Raw genomic sequence first — 19,292 nt, 5'->3', positions numbered from 1 at the left:
GTTACTTGTGTGGCTGAAATCCTAGATTGTTTCTCCTGCTGCCAGATGGAGTAATTTATCTTTCTCGCCAACGATCCAAATGACGTCGCCAGCCTCGAACACGGTGTCCGGAGTGGGGTTCATGGTGGAGGTACCGTTACGTTCGATGCCGATAACCAGGCAGGCAGCTTTGTCACGGATGCCGGATTCCCGGATGGTGTGCCCCACGAGTGGTGTACCCTCTTCGATGATGAATTGCTCGAGGCTGACCTCGGGGGGACGTTGCCGTTCTAGTTCCTGTTTCCTTTTTTCTACCCGGTCTTCCACGAATTTACGGAATACTTCAATCTCGTTGTCCGTTGCCGCCACGATGATGTGGTCGAACGGGTACAGACGTTCCTCTCCGCCGGGAATATTGATGCGTTCCTCTCCGCGGGTAATGGTAACGACGCTTACTCCGCAAGTCTGACGGAAGTTCAATTCTTTCAGAGTTTTCCCGACGCTGGGAGAGGATTGCGATACCTCGAAATCAGCCAAGTGGAGATCCCGGTCGAGTAAATGTTTCACGAAACGTTGTTTGATCGGGGCTTTGCGTTCCTGTTCTTGTTGGCGTGCCGTGAAGTTTCGCAAGAAACGCCGTTCTAGTTGTATCGAGTATTTTTTCAGCCGTTTGGAATAGATGAAAAACAGAATAATGGCACTCGCGATCACTAGCAGTAGCCCGGCAGCCACGTTCACGAGGCTGGAAATGACAAACATCACGATGCCGATACACAGGGCTATACGCAGCACGATAAGTGACACTAGTGGTCCCCGGTTGTATTTACTGTCATTCCAGAGATATTGAAATTCTTCGGAGTGATTCTTCTTCATCATTATTGCACGCAGGAAGGGAGAAATCAGCAGCAATATCGCCACGGCACTGACAAGCCCGCCTTGTATGCCGGGCAATTCCCGCCGGATGAGCGGGGTGAGGTATTGCAGGAACAGGGCGATGGTGAAAATGGAGAGTATCGTATACGTGAGTACGATACGGAACAGTGCTTTGAGTAGCTGTGACCACATTCCCTTGTGGTGTATCGTGTTCGTTCCCGTGCTATACCTGTCTATGAAGCGTTTCCATGATTTTGGCATTCGTCTGTCCACGAACTGGTAGGCGGGTTCGGATAGCCGGATCATGTAGGGCGTGAAGAAGGTCGTGAGTACCGAAACGGTAACGACGATCGGGTACAGAAATTTGTCCGTCACGTGTAGCGACATTCCCAATCCTGCGATGATGAAAGCAAATTCACCGATTTGGGCGAGAGAGAAACCGGACTGGATGGCTATCTTCAAGTTCTGTCCGGAGAGTAATACCCCGAAGGCGGCGAATGTCACCTGTCCCACGACAACGACGAGGGTAATGAGCAGGATGGGGAACCAGTACTCGACCAGCATGGCGGGATCGATCATCATGCCGACGGAAACGAAAAAGATAGCCCCGAAGAGATCCTTCACGGGCTTAACGAGATGTTCGATATTCTCCGCCTCGACGGTTTCCGCCAGAATAGAACCCATGACGAAAGCACCCAACGCCGCGGAGAATCCCGCTTTGACGGCGAGTAATACCATGCCGAGGCACAATCCCAGCGACACGACAAGCAAGGTTTCGGCATTCAGCCATTGTTTCGCTTTCTTCAGGAACGTGGGTATCAGGAAAATTCCGGTGATTGACCAGAAGACGAGAAAGGCAACAAGTTTGAGGATGCTGTTTGCCATTTCCATTCCCTCGAAATGCTTACTCACGGCGAGGGTGGACAACAATACCATCAGTACGACGGCGAAGAGGTCTTCGACCACGAGAATGCCGAACACGACCCCCGCGAAACGTTGTCCCCGCAATCCCATATCATCGAAAGCCTTGAAGATGATAGTCGTGGAGGACATGGAAAGCATTCCCCCGAGGAAAAGGCTGTTCATGTGTCCCCAGCCCAGCGACAATCCTGCCGAGTAACCCAACATCATCATGGCTCCCACGATGGTGAGGGCGCTAATCATGGCGGTGCCGCCCACGTTCATTAATTTCTTGAAACTGAAATCAAGCCCCAGGGCGAATAACAGGAAAATAACCCCGATGTCAGCCCATATCTGAATATTTGCCGCATCCATGACCATGGGACCACCGAACGTGTAAGGTCCTGCGATAATGCCTGCCATGATATAGCCCAGCACAACCGGTTGCTTTAGCCATTTAAAGATAATGGTTATTAGTCCCGCGGAAAAAAGAATGACCGCCAAATCCGAAATTAAAACAGGAATGTCCGACATATAGCTGTTTACTTGTTATCGACGACAAAGTTAATGGTTTTATGGATTGAATATATCGGGTGCGGCATTCTTTATTGCAGATTTTTGTCCTTGTCGGCAGGGTATATCTTTGGGTAGCACGGGGTATGCTAATCGATTATTGATTATCTTTGCGGTGTTATGGAAAAAGATAGTCATTTGGAAAAAGCAGCTATTCGGGGAGCAGTGTGGACGATGTTGTTCACCGGGGGATTGCTCTCGGTCGTGCAGGTTATGGTCGGTCCGCCCCTGTTGCTGGCGGAAAGGTTGTTGCCCGGCGGCGGTTGGGTACAGGTGGTGCTGGCTGCCTTGTTTAGCGGTTGGCTTTACACGCAGATGTTCGAGCGTGCCGGGCGTGCCGTTTGGCGGCGGCGGATATGGCTGTTGTTCTCCGTGGTCTTTTTCCTTCAATTGTTATTGGGTATTTACGCGGATAGCGTGTTTCTGATGTCCGGGAAGCTGCACTTCCCGATACCGGGTTTGATCCCGGCGGGCGTGTTCTACCGGGGCGGGATGTCCTTTATGCCTTTTCTGTTTTTGATTACGATATTGCTTTCCGGGGGAGCTTGGTGCAGCCAGTTGTGTTATTTTGGAGTTTGGGACAATCTGGCGGCGGGGAAGAGCGGTAAACGGCAGGGAATCAAGCCTGCCGCGAGAGCCCGAATCCGTTGGACGGTACTCGTGTTGTTTATTTTCGTGGCTGCGGGATTGCGGCTGTTTGATATTCCGGCAATCTATGCCACGGTGATAGCGGCTTTTGCGGGAATTGCGGGCGTTGGAATCATCGTGTTTGTATCCCATCGGCGGAATATCGCAGTGCATTGTTCGTCGTATTGCCCGGCGGGAACGCTGGTGTCTTACTTGAAATACGTGTCCCCGTGGCGTTTTCGGATGAACGACCGTTGCGTGCGTTGCATGGCATGCGTGCGGGTGTGTCGGTATGATGTGTTGCCGAAGGAGAGTGTTCTGAAAGGGCGTCCGGCGGTGAATTGCACGCTGTGCGGGGATTGCTTGGCAGCGTGTAGGCACGGGGCTTTGGAGTATCGTTTCGGCAGGCTTTCGCCCCTCGCGGCAGAGCGTTTGTGGCTGGGGACGACGCTGGTACTTTTTACTTGTTTTCTTTCTATTGCCCGGGTGTAAACGATTGCGGAAAAAGATAAATATTTCAGGAAATTTAACACAGTAATATGCGGGAGGATTGTACATTTGCGTACTAATCAATAATGAAATGAAAATAGACCGATTTCTTCAATTATTTGTGGTAAAGGAAAAGAAGTTTTATCCTTTGTATATCGAGCAAGCTGCTAATATCGAGATGGCGGCGAAACTTTTGGTAGAGCTTTTGCAGGAACAGAGCCATGACAGGCAGAAAGCTTTGTACAAGGATGTCAAAGAGTACGAGCACCGTGGCGACATGATCACGGCGAAACTTTACGAGGAGTTGAACAAGACGTTTGTAACCCCTTTTGATCGGGAAGATATCAACCGTTTGGGCAGTAGCATGGATACTTTGTTGGATTTTATTCATGATGCGGCAAAACGGATGTTGATGTATCGCCCGAAGAGTGTTAATCAGCTTATGATTGCCATGGCACAATGTATTGTTGAGGATGCCAAGATACTGGGGCAGATTATGGATATTCTGGATCAGATACAGAAAAGACCTCAAGAGATAAACGAGAAATGTGTTCGAATCAAGCAGATCGAGCATGACGTGGATGACCTGTACGAGGAATTCATGAGTGACGTGTTTGCCAACGAGAAAGATGCGATAGAGTTGGTTAAATTGAAAAACATCGGGCAGGTACTCGAGGATGCTACCGACCGGGCAAAAGATGTAAGCGACATCTTAAAGGGGATCATCATCAAATTCGCCTGACCGATATGTTGACAATAGTTCTTTTAACCATTTTGATCGCTCTTCTTTTCGACTTTTTGAACGGAATGAACGATGCGGCAAATTCGATCGCTACAATAGTGGCTACCCGCGTATTTTCTCCTACCGTGGCAGTGCTTTGGGCTGCTTTCTGGAATTTTGCGGCTATCTTTATTTTCGGCGTCAGCGTGGCGCACACGATGGGCGAGGGGATTGTGGATGCCGCCAGGATTAACGAATACTTGATCTTTGCCGCCTTGATTGGTTCGGTGATCTGGGTATGGTTGTGTACCCATTTCGGGATGCCTATCAGCGTGTCACACGCTTTGATCGGTGGGCTGATCGGTCCGGTTTGGTTTACTTTCGGGAGCGACGCTTTGGTTGCCTCCGGGATTATCAAGATCGCCGTGTTTATCGTGCTTTCCCCGCTTATCGGTATGATACTGGGATTTTTCATGATGTGCCTGACGATGTTGATATTCAAACGTAAACATCCGATGAAGGTGGAAGGCTTGTTCAAGGGTTTACAGCTTTTTTCTTCCGCTATATTCAGTTTGGGACATGGTGCCAACGATGCTCAGAAAACAATGGGTATCATTGCCATATTGCTGTACAGCGTGGCGGGAAGCAATGCCTTCGTCAGCGAGTACCTGTACGAGAACACGGGTGAATTCCACGTGCCGGTTTGGTTGATCGTGACTTGTTATTCGGTGATTGCCTTGGGTACTATCGTTGGTGGCAAGAAGGTTATCAAGACATTGGGCGACGGGTTGGCTCGCTTGAAACCCGTTCAAGGGTTCTGCGCCGAAACTTCCGGTGCCTTGACGCTGATGGGAACGGCTGTGCTGGGTATTCCCGTGAGTACGACGCACACGATCACCGGTTCTATTATCGGGGTCGGCATCACGAAGGGAGTGGCTTCCGTGCGTTGGGCTACGGCTACGAACATCGTGGCGGCATGGGTACTGACGATTCCCGCAACAATCTTGATGTCCGGGCTCGTGTACTGGATCATGGGCTGGTTCATGACCTTGCCGGCGTAACAATCTAAAATTAATTCTGTCGATAATTAAAACCTTTCCCCGTCGAATTAAGTTTAAATATACAAATGAATCTAAATCTTATAAGTTATGATGTTTATTTGGTATATTTTAATCGGTATCGTGGCGGGATGGCTCGCCGGGAAGATTGTACGAGGGGGAGGTATGGGTTTGTTGGTGAACTTGATAGTGGGTATTATCGGCGGAGTGTTGGGTGGCTGGCTTTTCGGGGTGATGGGGATTTGGACGACGGGAATTATCGGGAGCCTGGTCACGGCGACGGTGGGAGCTATCGTGTTGTTAGCCATCGTGTCTTTGCTTAGCAAAAGAAGCTCGTAGGTTATGGAAACGAGGTGGCAAGTGGTAATCCCGGTCTTTCTGTTCTGCTTGTTTTGCCCGGTGCTTTTGCGGGCGCAGACGGACGAGGAAAAAAAGATACTTCGGGAACGGGAGGAACTCGGTAAAAGTAAGAGCGGGGGATCTGTGGCTATCGACGAGAAAAGTGCTTTGGAATTGTTCGACAATACCCCGAGTTTCGGGATATTCCGGGATAATTACTTTGTCACGGGGATTCCCACGAACCACAAGATCGACAAGAACACAGCGGATGCGAAGTTTCAGATTAGCATACGCCAGCGCCTGACAAAAAGTATTCTTCCTTTTAAGACTTTCCTGTACTTGACCTACACGCAGAAATCGTTTTGGGACATATACGGGAAGTCCAGTCCCTTTTTGGATAATAACTTCAACCCCGGGGTAAGCCTGAGTAAGGCTGTGATATACCGCAACCACTTGATGGGGATGGCGGTTCTCTCGTTCGAGCACGAGTCGAACGGGCGGGATTCTCTGGCTTCCCGGAGTTGGAATTATATCTCCTTGTCCGGTTCGTGGTTTATTGACTACCGTTTTTCCGTGCAGTTGAAGGTATGGGGAGGCTGGGTGGACAAGGAGGGCAACCCCGACCTGTTGAAGTACAAGGGGTACGGGTTCGTCGCTTTCAATTACCAAAGCGCCAACGAGCGGTGGTGGTGCTCCGCCGTGATTAATCCCCGGCGGCAGTTTATCAATATGAATACCACCTTGGAAGTGAACTTCAAACCCAGCCGTGACGCCAACGAATACCTGTTCGTGCAGTTCTACAACGGTTACGCCGAGAATTTGTTGGAATACAACCGCTACGTGTCGATGGTGAGGTTTGGGATTTGCATTAAGCCCGTTTTACGCAATTATTATTAAACTTTAAGCCCTGTTTTCCCGTATAATACCTTGTATTTAAAAGCAATGTATTATGTATAAATTAATATTAGTCCGGCACGGGGAAAGTGTCTGGAACAAGGAAAACAGGTTCACCGGGTGGATGGATGTCGACTTGAGTGAGAAAGGGGAGCAGGAAGCACGCCGTGCTGGGGAGTTAATCCGGAAGCACGGCTTGTTGTTTGACGTGGCTTATTCTTCCGTGTTGAAACGTGCTATTCGCACGCTGCATTTGCTGGAAGAGACAGCCGACCGGGTGTGGGTCCCGGAGATTCATAACTGGCGTTTGAACGAGCGGCATTACGGGGCATTACAGGGATTAAACAAAGCGGAAACGGCAAAGAAGTACGGGGACGAGCAAGTGCATATATGGCGAAGGAGTTTTGATGTCACACCTCCTTTGCTGGCGCCGGACGATCCTCGGGGTGCCGTTTTCGAGGATAAGTACAAGAATATCGATCCTGCCGTCCTCCCGCTGGGCGAGTCGCTGGCGTTGACAATCACGAGGGTTATCCCGTTTTGGCAGGATTATATCGCCCCGTGCCTGATTGCCGGCAATACCGTTTTGGTCGTGGCGCACGGCAACAGCCTTCGGGCGTTAATCAAGTACTTGGACGGGATCAGCGACGAGGATATCGTTGGTCTGGAAATTCCGACGGGCGTGCCGCAAGTGTACGAGCTGGACGAGCGGTTGCGCCCGATACGACGGTATTATTTGGAAAGTTAGCATTAACTTTCCAAATAAGTCAAAGGTTCATAAAGTCCCGTGATTTTTATTAATTTTGTATTTTCAATCTTCAATTTTGAATTGCATGAAAATAATAACTTACAATGTCAACGGCTTACGGGCAGCCCTATCGAAAGAGTTCACGAAATGGTTGGAAGAGGAACAGCCTGATGTAGTGTGTTTGCAGGAAACGAAGGCGCAACCCGATCAGATTCCGACGCTTGAATTCGAGGCGTTGGGATATCGTTCTTATTTCTTTTCAGCCAAGAAGAAAGGGTATAGCGGGGTGGCAATCCTCACGAAGGTGGAACCCGACCACGTGGAGTATGGCATGGGAATACCGCTCTATGACGACGAGGGGCGTTTCATTCGTGCCGATTATGGCGACCTGTCTGTTGTCAGTGTGTACCATCCCTCGGGAACGACCGGGGACGAGCGTCAGGCATTCAAGATGAAATGGCTGGAAGATTTTCAACAGTACGTGAAAGAATTGCAGAAAACCCGCCCGAACCTGATTCTTTGTGGGGATTATAATATCTGCCACCGCCCGATAGATATTCACGACCCGGTGCGTAATGCCACGAACAGCGGTTTCTTGCCGGAAGAACGCGAATGGATAGGCGGTTTCATTGATTCCGGCTTTATCGATACTTTCCGTTATTTCCACCCGGAAGAAGCCGGGAAATACACGTGGTGGAGTTACCGTTTCAACGCCCGTGCCAACAATAAGGGCTGGCGTATCGATTACTGCATGGCAAGCGAAAGCCTCAAGCCCCGCTTAAAAGATGCCTATATCGAACCGGAAGCTCGCCACTCCGACCATTGCCCTAACGTGCTGGTGATAGCATAGAAAGAACATTATTTTACAAGAATTTCCGTCATCTTTGTAATTGGCAGGGGTGTGTTATTCCGCTTTTTGGGAAAAAGAAAAGAGCCGATTAGAAATCGGCTCTTGGAAAAGAATGCCCCCGGTCAAGAAGGTGTATGTGAGGATCGGCGTTTGTTACAACCGGGGGGCATTCGAGGATAGATTGTTAGTGTTTTTAAAGAATGCCCCCGGTAAGAGGTGTATGTGGGGATCGGCGTTTGTTATACCGGGGGGCATTCAGGAATATCTTCATCTATTCTTTTATTTGATTAGTTTATATGTTATCTTGTAATCAACTCGTCGTAGTTTCGGAAAAAATTCTTTCATCATGTACCTGTAAGGTGTTCCGTTGTTCAAGTCCATGAGTTGTTTCTCTCTTCCCTCGAAAATTCCGACTGTATTAATAATATAAAGAACTCTATCTTTATCGGGCATCCCGAATTGTGTAATCATTTTCTTCAAGCCTGTCCAGTCCTCGGCTACCCAATCCATGTGGTAGAGGTCTTTCCGGAGAGGATACCTGTCGAGCAGGTAGTTGCGCAGTTCCAGCGTGCGTCCGCGTGACAGCTTCTCGTTCTGCTCGTACGTTCCCTCGGGGGAAGCGTACCCGGTGAGGTAAATGCCCGTTATCTCGTAAAAGGGGTTATTCCTTATCTCGTCGAGCGTGGCTCTGATCTTGGCAAGTTCCTCGCGGTTGTCCCGGTAGTCCGGTATGATCTGAGTCCGGTTCTGCGGGTAATCCAAGTAGGCGGAACCTTCCTTGGCGTAGGTTTCTTTTACCTTCTCCCGCACGACGGGGCGTTGCTCTTCTGCTTTACTCGTGTTCGCCACGATTTTCACTTTTGCTCCCGTGTTCTCCTTCACGATGACCGGGGTAGCCTCTGCTACCGGCACGGGCGTGAATTTGGGTGTCGGGGCAACGATCTGTACCTTTCCTTTTTGTGCGGCATCCCATTTGAGGTTCTTTGTCAGCATATTTACTGAGATCAAGCGTTGCTCGATGCCGTCGTAGAAGCTTTCGCGAAGGTTCAACACGGCGTCCTGCATCCATGCCTCGTAGGGTACGACCACTTTATAGTTCACTTTTTCCTGCGTGCGCTTATTGACCACGAGGGTCGTGTAAGCCGGGAAGGGATCTACCCCGTTGTTGAAGTAAAGTGACCGTAGATACGCCTTAGACCGTCTTTTGCCGTTCACGATTACCGATGGTAATTCTTTTACTTCTTTTCCAGCCTCGATCACTGGGGTCAGCGTGAAAGCCTGATTGCTGCCAACTGTCAACCCGTTCAGATCGAAGTTCATCTCGATGTAAAGACTGTCGCCCTGCTGTTCAAAACGGTTTTGGGTAATTCGTATCTCACCCGCATGAACGGTAGTTTGCGCCTTCGCTTCCGTCACGAACAGACCTGCGGTCAATAAAATTATACTGCATATAATTGCCTTTTTCATCTCTCTTATTTTATAATGTACACCAGACTAAGCCCTACCTTTGTCGGTCCGATATAGTTTTTCGTGCCTTCTTTTATATGTTTTCCCTTCACTTGGTATTCATACTTGTCGTACTCGAACCGGACGTACCCGACGCCGATCGTTGCTTCCAGGTTGAGGCGTTTCCCGATGATCCATTGATAACCGTATGAAATGCCGCCCCCGTAAAACGAACCCTCGTAGCGATATTTGTCTAACCCTAACATTTTAATTCCCCCTGCGTTGAACTTGCCACCGAGTCCGTGTATCCCGAAGAAATGCCCGTTGAAGCGTTCACTTTCCCAGTACCGGAATTCCGGTTGAACCAGCCAGTGTTTTATCTTTTTATTATCACCAAAGCTCCATGCGTTATACGTACCGGACAGGTCGAAAGTTATCTTTTTCCCTAAAGCGACTTCCACGTCCGCATTGGGGGTGGTGGTCAACCAGTACAAGGTGTTGGTCTTCAAGCTGAAAACCGGTGCGGCGTAGAATTTCTTCTCCTGTCCGCTGACGTTACCTGTCGAAACAAGCACAATCATTCCCAGCATGAATATCCATTTCCTCATCATAACCCTTTCACTTTGTTTTTTGATATTACAAAAGTATTCGAAGGGAAGCAAGAAATGGTGACTTTTAGAGTGTATTTACACTTTGAAACGTTTCTATTGAAGTACTCCGTGTATTTTTTTGATTTGTATTCCGATATTTTTATTAAACGATGAATTGAATTATTTCACTTTTCGCAACTATTTTTCGTGTAGGTTCGTATAACGAGTAATTTAGTTGTATTATTTAAATACTCAAATCATGACAACTTTCGATTACAATGAAGAATTAATTAAAGCCATGAAAGGTAAACTTCCCGGGGGAGTGAATCTGGCGAATACATTAATAGATATGTTATATCTCGGTAAAGAAGCCGTTTACCGCAGATTGCGGGGTGAAGTTCCCTTTACCCTCGCCGAGGCTGCCACGATATCCCAAAAGATGGGGGTGTCGCTCGACAAATTGGTCGGTTCTAATAAAGGTATGAACGCGATATTCGATTTGAATATCATTCATTATAGCGAACCGCTGGAAACTTATTATTCAATTGTCGATAATTACGTGAAAATTTTTCAAGAGATAAAGGGCGACCCGACGTCGGTATTATGCACGGCGTCGAATATTATCCCGCAGACTTTCTACTTGAAATACGAGTTGTTGTCGAAGTTCCGAATGTTCAAATGGTTGTACCAGTTTGAAAAAATCGATATCGAGCATCACTTCGAGGAACTTCAGATGGTGGATAAATTGCTCGACCGGCAACGGGATTTCGTGAGGGAGTCGCAGGAGTTTAACCGTACCGTATATATATGGGATAGCAAGATCTTTGTCTATTTGGTAAATGATATTAAATATTTTGCCCGGACGAATTTAATTTCACAAGAGTATGTTCAGAAATTGAAAAAAGAGTTGATACAGTTGTTGGATGAGCTGGAAGAAATAGCGGTGCAAGGTGTTTTCAAGACCGGGAAGGAGGTATCCATATATATAGCGAACGTGAATTTCGAGGCTACGTATAGTTATATCGCTACTTCCGCCTATCGTTTGAGTTTGATTCGCCTGTTCGCGATCAACTCGATCACGTCGCATGATGAGAATGTTTTCCGTAACGTGAAAGAGTGGGTGGACTCGTTGAGAAAATATTCCGTATTGATCTCTCAAAGCGGAGAAATTCAACGGATCAAATTCTTCAACGAACAGCGCGAAATCATCAACAGGCTGTGCGAGTAGGTAGATTCAGCAATCAAAAAATGCGAACAACGTTTGTTGCAAATAATGAAATAGTTAACAATAAATAGAAAAGATGTTTCATAAATCAAGTCTGTTTTGACTTATATTACAAAAATAGAAAAAACGTATTTGGTTGATACACTGTAATGAGCACTGATTATTGAAGATTATCTTTCATCTTTGTACTGCCGAGAGGGAAGAACGTCATCCCGGTAGCATTTATTAAAAACAGTGTGCATTGATGAAACAAAATTACAAATAGTATCCAGACCGCATTTGATGTTTCGAACATCGGATGCGGTTTTGTGATACGAGTCAAATAAATTCTATTTATAAATTTAAAAACTATTGACAATGAACAAACGAGAATTAATTGAAAAGGTAGCAGAGAAAAACGGAACAAGTAAAGTAGAAGCTGCTAAGGCTGTAAACGCTGTAATTGGAACTATGGCTGAAACATTGAAGGAAGGCGAGAAAATTTCTTTATTGGAATTGGGTTCTTTCTCTATCAGAGAACGTAAAGCTCGCAACGGTTACAACCCGAACAGCAAGCAAAACATGACCATTCCGGCGAAGAAGGTTGTGAAATTCTCTATCGGCAAATACTTTTTTGATTAAGGAACGGTACCCCGATGAAAAATGCCGTGGTAAATGAACTAATCAGCACGATGCGCGAGATTACTCCCAAAGAGGGGAATCTCGCGAATATCCTCATGGAGGTATTGTGCATGAGTAAGGAGGCGATTTACCGGAGATTAAGGGGGGAGGTTGCTTTTACGTTCAGTGAAGTAGCGATCATCGCCAGCCAGATGGGCATATCGTTAGACAAGATTGTCGGTAACAGTATGTCCAGCGGGGCGATGTTCGACCTGAACGTGTTGCACTCTTTGGAGCCGATGGATAATTATTACGAGATATTAGTTCGTTACCATAAACTATTCAGATACGTTAAGGCGGATCCAACGACGGAGGTCATTACCTCGTCGAATACCATTCCTTATACATTTTACGCCCCTTACGAGAATTTATCTAAATTCCGGATTAGCAGGTGGCTATACCAGAACGAGAAGTTGAGAACACCAACCTCGCTGGCTAACATCGTTATCCCGGAAAAACTGGCGAAGGTGCAGAAAGAGCTGCAGGAAGACCTGCGGCTGGTACACAAAACCTGTTTCATTTTGGATCAGGGGGTGTTCGCTTCCTTTGTCAGAGAAATAAAATATTTTGCAGAATTAGGTCTGGTGACCGCGACCGATGTCGCGAATATGAAAAAAGAGTTGCATCAACTTCTCCGCGAGTTGGAATTGGTGTCGGAGAAAGGTTCTTTCCATAACGGGAACCTGTTGTCAGTTTATCTTTCTAACGTCGATTTTGAGGCAACTTACAGTTACGTGGAGAAAAATGGATATCAGATATGCTTTTTACGTATCTATTCGATCAATTCGATGGATTCGCGTGATGGCAAGGTGTGCAATTACCAGAAAAAATGGATTCATTCGTTGAAAAGACATTCTACCCTTATATCACAAAGTGGTGAGATACAGCGAATGAATTTCTTTAACGAACAAAAGAAAATTGTGGATACGTTATAAGTGCGCGTGTGATTTCTTAAAGGTCGAGGTTGTCCGGTGGAGGTCGGACAACCTCTTTTTTTATTCGTCTTCCAGCTTACCGAACTTACCCGAATTCAAGTCATGGAATGCGTCCATTATTTCTTCTTTCGTGTTCATGAGGAACGGACCGTATGCCACGATGGGCTCCTTGATCGGTTGCCCGCTCAGCACGAGCGCTGTGGCGGACTCCTCAGTTTCCAGCGTGATTTTTTCCCCGTCGTTGCGGAATAGGATGAAGTTGTCGGCGGGTGCCATTTCGTTGCCGTTTACCCGCAGGTTGCCTTCAACCACGAGAATACCCGTGTTGTAGTCCCGCGGCAGGGTGAACGCGAGGGCGGTTTTCCCTTTCAGGCGTAAATTATACATCTCGATAGGCGTGAAGGTGCGGGCGATGCCCTGTACTCCCTTGAATGTCCCGGCGATGACGTCTGCCGTGCCGCCTTCTTCCGGGAGGATGTATTTTGGGATCATCTCGTTCGTGATGGGTTGGTAGCCCGGCTCGCTCATCTTGTAACTGGCGGGCAGGTTGACCCATAACTGCACCACGTGGAACGGACCACCTTTTCGGCTGTACTCCGCCTCGTGGTATTCCTTGTGCAGGACTCCCGCTCCTGCGGTCATCCATTGTATGTCGCCGGGACCTACCACGCCGCGGTTGCCCCTGCTGTCGTGGTGTGCCACTTTCCCGCTGTAAACAATGGTTACCGTTTCAAATCCCCGGTGCGGGTGAACCCCGACGCCTCTTGGCGTTTCCCTTGGGCAGAAGTCTATTTTGGCGTTATAGTCCAGTAAATAGAACGGGCTCATCCGGTGCGGCTGGATGTCGTACCCGTGTGGGAAAAAGTTGTGAACCCGAAACCCGTCACCCACCATGTGGGACGGGGGAGGGGGTAATATCTGTTGCACGTGTTTTGTTTTCATCATATCATTTTTTATACTTAAACGTTTGTTTTGAAATAAGGTTGTAAACACTTGAAAATTGAGAATTGAAAATGAAAAGATTACCGAAGACGAAAGAGTATTCCAGCTCCTCCTCCCCCAAAGGAGTTTAGGGTGAAAAAAGAAGCGGAAGATTGTGTGGTTGAAATCATTCAATCTAAAATCTAAAATTAATATTATCTTTGTAGAAGTATTTAATCGATCAGACTATGAAAAGTAAGAAACTCGGTATTATTATCGGATTGTGTATGGCGCTGGCAGCGTGTTCTTCCTCACCCAAGGGGAAGGGAAAGGCGAAAGGGCAGGCTTTCCGGTTGCCGGAAGTGCCCGTGATTTACACGGGGGAAAGGGAGCAGGCGAAGTTTCTGGTTGCTCATTACTGGGATCATTTTAATTTTGCCGATACCTCGCTGATAAGCCAGCCGGAGGTCACGGAACAGGCATTCGGGGGATTCCTGCAATTGTTTCCTCTTGTGCCTTATGCGGATGTGGAAAGTGGTATTGCCGGAATGCTTGATAAGGCGCTGGCTGCCGATTCGGTGATGTTCGCTCATTTTACCTCGTTGTACGAGAATTACTTGTATGACCCTAATTCTCCCATGTTGAGCGAGGAATATTATATTCCCGTGCTACAATATATTGTGCGTTCGCCCCGGATCGGGGAAATCGATAAGGTTCGACCGGAATACCGCCTTATGATGGCGTTGAAAAACCGACCGGGAAGCAAGGCTGCCGATTTCGTCTACACCTTGCCGTCGGGAGAGAAAGGGAAGTTGTCGGACATTCGTTCTAATTACATCATTCTTTTCTTTAATAATCCCGATTGTGATGCCTGCCGGACGATACGGGCGGAAATAGCGGGTACGGGACTGAATCCTTTTTTGGAGAAGGAACAGAAAGAGAAACAGCGTCGGCTGGTATTCCTTTCGGTGTATCCCGACCCCGACTTGGACGTGTGGCGGAAATCGCTGAAAGAGCAGCCTTCGTCGTGGATAAACGCGTACGACGACGGGGAGATTATTCGGAAAGAACGCTTGTACGATTTGCGGGCTATCCCGACGTTCTACCTGCTGGACAAGAATAAAAAAGTGATATTCAAGGATGTTCCTTTTCGGGTAATCCTGTCGTATTTGGATCAGAACCTTTAACCGGATGGATGGCTTATGAATAAATTACCACCAATACAGAAAATTCACGAGGCATACAGTGCTATTGCCGACGGGCGGGTGAAGTTCGACAGCGAGCGGGCTGAAGTGGTTTCTTCCGATCGGAAAAAACGTTACACCGTGACGTGGGAGGGCGACCAGTACACCTCGAACGACAACGCTTCCTATTGGCAGGGATACGCGGGTTATCCGATGATCGCCGTGTTGATGTTGCAGGGACGCTTGCCGCTGGACAGACAGATTGCGGGGTATTTTAAAGGGATTAACTGGACGGAACTGAACGCCCGCTATAAGGCGAAGTACGACCGAGCCGTGGCAGAAGTCATGGGGCGTCTCCGGGAGGAAGGTGTGGATACGGAACGGGTGGACGAGGAGGTCAACCGGGTATATAGCGCTTTGAAAGAGTTGGATATTTCCACGAAACGGAGTAGAATAGAGATTGTCATGCTTTAATCGACAATTCGGCGGTCGCCAAATCGCTAAATTATAAACTTACCGGCATTGTTTTTTTAAAGGGGTTCGTTATCTTTGCGGCTTGAAGTCGAAAATGATAGCGGGGTAGAAATCAGTTCAATGGAATAACAGATTGATTATGAACAAAATTGTAAGTAAAACTTATTTTTCAGAGAAGGTTGTAAAACTAGAGGTAGAGGCTCCTTTGATCGCTAAATCCCGCAAGCCGGGTAATTTCGTGATCGTGCGTGTCGGAGAGAAAGGCGAGCGTATGCCGCTGACGATAGCCGATGCGGACGTGGCGAAAGGGACGATTACGCTGGTGGTGCAGGTGATGGGTGTTTCATCCCGGAAATTATGTGCGCTGGAAGTAGGGGAGTACGTGACGGATTTAGTGGGTCCTCTCGGCAAACCGACTCATATCGAAAAAGTGGGTACGGTGTTGGCTTGTGGCGGAGGTGTCGGGGTTGCTCCCTTGTTACCGATCGTGAAGGCATTCAAGGAAGCGGGTAACCGGGTGATCTCGGTGATTGCCGGACGTACGAAGGATTTGGTGATTCTGGAAGACGAGATACGGGCTTCTTCCGACGAGGTGATTGTCATGACGGATGACGGCAGCTACGGGAAGAAGGGTTTGATTACCGAGGGTATGGAAGAGGTGATCGCCCGTGAGAAAGTTGATTTCGCCGTGACGATCGGTCCGGCTATCATGATGAAATTTTGCGAGAAAGTGACCCGGAAGCACGATATTCCCACGGTGGCAAGTTTGAATGCGATCATGGTGGATGGCACCGGGATGTGTGGGGCGTGTCGCGTGACAGTAGGTGGAAAGACCCGCTTTACTTGCGTGGACGGACCGGAATTTGATGCACACCAGATTGATTTTGATGAGATCCTTTCTCGTTTGGGAGGTTTCAAAGATGACGAGACTGTTAAAGCACAACATGAAGCAGAAGTAAAACACGAGAATATAGAGGTGAAGAATGGCGTGAGCGACCGTAACGAGGCGTGGCGCCAGGAACTTCGCCAAAAGGTGGCGGGAAAAGAACGTACTGCTATCGAAAGGGTATCTATGCCTGAAACGCCTGCTGCGGAGCGTGTCAAAAGCCAGCGTATCGAGGTGAACTTGGGGTTGACTGCCGAAATGGCTATGCGGGAAGCTACACGTTGCATGGATTGCGTGACGCCGACGTGTATGGAAGGTTGTCCCGTGAGTATCGATATTCCCGGTTTTATCAAGAATATCGAACGGGGTGAATTTTTGCAGGCGGCAGCCGTGTTGAAACGTACGAGTGCTCTCCCGGCTGTTTGCGGACGGGTATGCCCGCAGGAAAAGCAGTGTGAGTCGAAGTGTTTTTATTTGCAGAAACTCAAGAAGCCGTCAGTGGCTATTGGCTATCTGGAACGTTTCGCTTCCGATTACGAGCGGGTGTCCGGACATATCTCCGTGCCCGAAGTAGCCCCGGCTAACGGTATAAAAGTAGCGGTGATCGGTTCCGGTCCCTCGGGATTGTCCTGCGCGGGCGATCTGGCAAAGCGGGGATACGATGTGACTGTGTTTGAGGCGTTGCACGAGATCGGCGGCGTGTTGAAATACGGTATCCCGGAATTCCGTCTGCCGAATAGCGTGGTGGACGTGGAGATCGAGAACTTGAAGAAAATGGGCGTGAAGTTCGTGACGAATTTTATCGTGGGAATGACGGATAGCGTGGCAGACTTGAAAGCGGATGGCTTCAAGGCGTTCTACGTGGCTTCCGGCGCGGGGCTTCCCCGTTTCATGAATATTCCCGGCGAGAATTGTAATGGAATCCTTTCTTCTAACGAGTATTTGACGCGGGTAAATCTGATGGGTGCTGACAGCGAGGATTCCGATACCCCGATATATCACGGGAAGAACGTGGTTGTCGTGGGTGGTGGCAACACGGCGATGGACTCCGTGCGTACGGCAAAGCGTTTGGGTGCGGAGCGTGCGATGATCGTGTACCGCCGTAGCGAGGAAGAGATGCCCGCCCGTTTGGAAGAGGTGAAACACGCCAAGGAAGAGGGATGTGAGTTTATCACGTTGACGAATCCCGTGGAGTATATCGCTGACGAACGGGGACGAGTGAAACAAGTGCGGGTGCAGAAAATGGAATTGGGTGAGCCCGATGCTAGCGGACGCCGTAGCCCGGTGCCAATGGAAGGTTCCGAGTACACGATCGATGCCGACGTGGTAGTGGTTGCCGTGGGTGTATCGCCTAACCCGATTATCCCGAATTCGGTTGTCGGATTGGAAGTATCCCGCAAGGGTACTATCGTGGTGAACGAGGAAACAATGCAGTCTAATTTGTCCGACTTGTTTGCCGGGGGTGACATCGTGCGAGGCGGTGCTACCGTGATTCTCGCCATGGGCGACGGTCGCCGTGCGGCAAAGCATATCGATGAAATGTTCAAAGCCTGACAGGTTTTAAAATATTGTTATGTGTTGGGGCTGTTCCGAAAGGGCAGCCCTTTTTTAATTGAAAATTGAAAATGCAAAATTGAAAATGGGCTTTTCATTTTCGAACTACCGCTTTCAGCTATATTTTATTCTTTTTTTGACCGCTTTCTTGCATGAAAAAGATGTGTAAACGGTTCAGCGCGGAGGTGATAGAGCGATTGCAAGCGTTGGTATGGTGGGATTGGTCTGCCGGCAAGATACGGCAATACCTACCTTGTCTGATGTATGGGAACCTGGATGAATTGCCGACGAATAGACGAGGAGATCCCGGTGAGAACGGGAAGAGAATAGGGATCACCTTCGGTGCAAAGTCGTTTCAACTTCGGTGCAAAGACCTTCGTGAGCGAAATTGTATTGACTTTGTACCGGGAGTGATTCGAAGTTGTTCCCTCTCTTCAGCCTGCTCTCACCCTTATTTCTGTTTCATTTCTCACTGTCAGGTTACCTACTCTTTATACACATCAAAAGATTGTACGTTTGGTATTACTTAATCACTGAATTTATAGACTTTTTCCTATATTTGAAAAAATATTGTAATTCACGATAGGGGGGCAAAAAGTCGGCTTGGTGTTTTAGATAATAAATATTAGCTATCTTTGCGGAATTATTTTTTAGGGTAGTAGAATGAACGACTTGATTGCAATTAGGGAATACGAGGTTGCGGACAAGAGTGCCGTGATGAATTTAATCAGGCTAAATACGCCGGAATATTTTGCACCGGAGGAAGAAGCTGATTTGGACAGGTATTTGGACAACGAAAGGGAGCTGTATTATGTTCTGCTTTTCGATGGCGTAATTGTAGGTTGTGGCGGGATAAATTTTGCAGACTGTAAGACGACAGGAAGAATCAGTTGGGATATTTTTCACCCAGAATATCAAGGTAAATCTTTGGGTACTCGATTACTTGAATATAGAATCGGAAAACTAAAATCTATCGGCAGTATCCGAAGGATAACCGTCAGGACTTCGCAAGTAGCTTACAAGTTTTACGAGAAACAGGGGTTCATGTTGCAGAAGGTTGAGAAGGACTACTGGGCTGAAGGATTTGATTTGTATCGGATGGAATATAAAGGCTAGAGTGTTCCTGTGCGAATCCTAAAGAAATAAGCCCCTTCAGGTATTAAAGCCGAGATATAGCCGGTAGGAGTCGGCTTTATTTCTTTGACAATTGGAATATCACCTTGCCTTGAGGGAGAAACACGGGATTGTTTCCGCGGGAACACCAAAGGTTCTCGCTGGGCGTGAAGGACGAGGTGGAATTTAACCGGAATGCAATCAGGATACCCGAAATAAATGTTATTTTTGTGTAGGCATAATTAGAACACGG

The 19,292-nt window shown here is 48.0% G+C and carries 19 protein-coding genes; 15 read left to right on the top strand and 4 right to left on the bottom strand.

Going from position 1 to position 19,292, the window contains the following annotated elements:
- Positions 1 to 21: 21 nt before the first annotated feature.
- Complete coding sequence (locus BN8899_RS18360; protein ID WP_018336043.1) at positions 22 to 2,286, bottom strand: monovalent cation:proton antiporter family protein; 2,265 nt, start codon at positions 2,284 to 2,286, stop codon at positions 22 to 24.
- 159 nt (positions 2,287 to 2,445) lie between these two features.
- On the opposite strand from BN8899_RS18360, the gene BN8899_RS18355 reads away from it, so the two are divergent.
- From BN8899_RS18355 to BN8899_RS18325, 7 genes are all read left to right on the top strand, one after another.
- Entirely contained in the window at positions 2,446 to 3,444 is a 999-nt protein-coding gene (locus BN8899_RS18355) for a 4Fe-4S binding protein (RefSeq protein ID WP_065220456.1), read from the top strand.
- Positions 3,445 to 3,532: 88 nt separating this feature from the next.
- Entirely contained in the window at positions 3,533 to 4,183 is a 651-nt protein-coding gene (locus BN8899_RS18350) for a DUF47 domain-containing protein (protein ID WP_026207175.1), read from the top strand.
- 5 nt (positions 4,184 to 4,188) lie between these two features.
- Complete coding sequence (locus tag BN8899_RS18345; protein ID WP_065220455.1) at positions 4,189 to 5,223, top strand: inorganic phosphate transporter; 1,035 nt, start codon at positions 4,189 to 4,191, stop codon at positions 5,221 to 5,223.
- 87 nt (positions 5,224 to 5,310) lie between these two features.
- Positions 5,311 to 5,559, top strand: coding sequence for a GlsB/YeaQ/YmgE family stress response membrane protein (locus tag BN8899_RS18340; RefSeq protein WP_018336047.1), 249 nt, complete (start codon positions 5,311 to 5,313; stop codon positions 5,557 to 5,559).
- A gap of 3 nt (positions 5,560 to 5,562) precedes the next feature.
- Positions 5,563 to 6,456, top strand: a complete 894-nt coding sequence (locus tag BN8899_RS18335) for a phospholipase A (protein WP_065220454.1) — start codon at positions 5,563 to 5,565, stop codon at positions 6,454 to 6,456.
- A 52-nt stretch (positions 6,457 to 6,508) separates the two neighbouring features.
- Complete coding sequence (gpmA, locus tag BN8899_RS18330) at positions 6,509 to 7,201, top strand: 2,3-diphosphoglycerate-dependent phosphoglycerate mutase (protein WP_018336049.1); 693 nt, start codon at positions 6,509 to 6,511, stop codon at positions 7,199 to 7,201.
- 85 nt (positions 7,202 to 7,286) lie between these two features.
- Positions 7,287 to 8,051: an exodeoxyribonuclease III gene (locus tag BN8899_RS18325; protein ID WP_065220453.1), complete on the top strand. Its 765-nt coding sequence runs from the start codon at positions 7,287 to 7,289 to the stop codon at positions 8,049 to 8,051.
- Positions 8,052 to 8,330: 279 nt separating this feature from the next.
- On the opposite strand, the gene BN8899_RS18315 is transcribed toward BN8899_RS18325, so the two are convergent.
- Both BN8899_RS18315 and BN8899_RS18310 read right to left on the bottom strand, forming a co-directional pair.
- On the bottom strand, positions 8,331 to 9,518 hold the full coding sequence (locus BN8899_RS18315) for a DUF3868 domain-containing protein (protein WP_065220451.1): 1,188 nt from the start codon (positions 9,516 to 9,518) through the stop codon (positions 8,331 to 8,333).
- Between the two features lie 5 nt (positions 9,519 to 9,523).
- A complete protein-coding gene (locus BN8899_RS18310; protein WP_082987174.1) occupies positions 9,524 to 10,108 on the bottom strand; it encodes a DUF3575 domain-containing protein in 585 nt (194 codons plus the stop codon).
- A gap of 238 nt (positions 10,109 to 10,346) precedes the next feature.
- Here BN8899_RS18310 and BN8899_RS18305 point away from each other — a divergent pair, with 238 nt between their 5' ends.
- From BN8899_RS18305 to BN8899_RS18295, 3 genes are all read left to right on the top strand, one after another.
- Positions 10,347 to 11,315 carry a helix-turn-helix domain-containing protein gene (locus tag BN8899_RS18305; RefSeq protein ID WP_065220450.1) on the top strand — a complete coding sequence of 323 codons (969 nt, stop codon included), beginning with the start codon at positions 10,347 to 10,349 and terminating at the stop codon, positions 11,313 to 11,315.
- 354 nt (positions 11,316 to 11,669) lie between these two features.
- Positions 11,670 to 11,933, top strand: a complete 264-nt coding sequence (locus BN8899_RS18300) for an HU family DNA-binding protein (protein WP_018336056.1) — start codon at positions 11,670 to 11,672, stop codon at positions 11,931 to 11,933.
- 14 nt (positions 11,934 to 11,947) lie between these two features.
- Entirely contained in the window at positions 11,948 to 12,907 is a 960-nt protein-coding gene (locus tag BN8899_RS18295) for a hypothetical protein (protein WP_065220449.1), read from the top strand.
- A gap of 60 nt (positions 12,908 to 12,967) precedes the next feature.
- On the opposite strand, the gene BN8899_RS18290 is transcribed toward BN8899_RS18295, so the two are convergent.
- A complete protein-coding gene (locus BN8899_RS18290) occupies positions 12,968 to 13,852 on the bottom strand; it encodes a pirin family protein (protein ID WP_231932422.1) in 885 nt (294 codons plus the stop codon).
- A 224-nt stretch (positions 13,853 to 14,076) separates the two neighbouring features.
- Between BN8899_RS18290 and BN8899_RS18285 the strand changes: the two genes are divergently transcribed.
- The 5 genes from BN8899_RS18285 to BN8899_RS18270 all read left to right on the top strand — a co-directional run bounded on the left by BN8899_RS18285 (position 14,077) and on the right by BN8899_RS18270 (position 19,042).
- Positions 14,077 to 15,015 (top strand): DUF5106 domain-containing protein, encoded by a 939-nt coding sequence (locus BN8899_RS18285; RefSeq protein WP_065220447.1) that lies wholly within the window; start codon positions 14,077 to 14,079, stop codon positions 15,013 to 15,015.
- A gap of 15 nt (positions 15,016 to 15,030) precedes the next feature.
- On the top strand, positions 15,031 to 15,486 hold the full coding sequence (locus BN8899_RS18280; protein ID WP_018336060.1) for a hypothetical protein: 456 nt from the start codon (positions 15,031 to 15,033) through the stop codon (positions 15,484 to 15,486).
- A 139-nt stretch (positions 15,487 to 15,625) separates the two neighbouring features.
- The gene (locus tag BN8899_RS18275) at positions 15,626 to 17,926 is read left to right on the top strand and encodes a bifunctional dihydroorotate dehydrogenase B NAD binding subunit/NADPH-dependent glutamate synthase (RefSeq protein WP_018336061.1); all 2,301 of its coding nucleotides are present in this window, start codon (positions 15,626 to 15,628) and stop codon (positions 17,924 to 17,926) included.
- Positions 17,927 to 18,078: 152 nt separating this feature from the next.
- Positions 18,079 to 18,456, top strand: coding sequence for a hypothetical protein (locus BN8899_RS20985; RefSeq protein ID WP_187376950.1), 378 nt, complete (start codon positions 18,079 to 18,081; stop codon positions 18,454 to 18,456).
- A 133-nt stretch (positions 18,457 to 18,589) separates the two neighbouring features.
- Entirely contained in the window at positions 18,590 to 19,042 is a 453-nt protein-coding gene (locus tag BN8899_RS18270) for a GNAT family N-acetyltransferase (RefSeq protein ID WP_065220446.1), read from the top strand.
- Positions 19,043 to 19,292: the final 250 nt, after the last annotated feature.

Source organism: Butyricimonas sp. Marseille-P2440 (assembly GCF_900091675.1).
Taxonomy (GTDB): Bacteria; Bacteroidota; Bacteroidia; order Bacteroidales; family Marinifilaceae; genus Butyricimonas; species Butyricimonas synergistica.
Note: the sequence above shows the minus strand (reverse complement) of the source record. Positions and strands in the feature narration are given on the sequence as shown.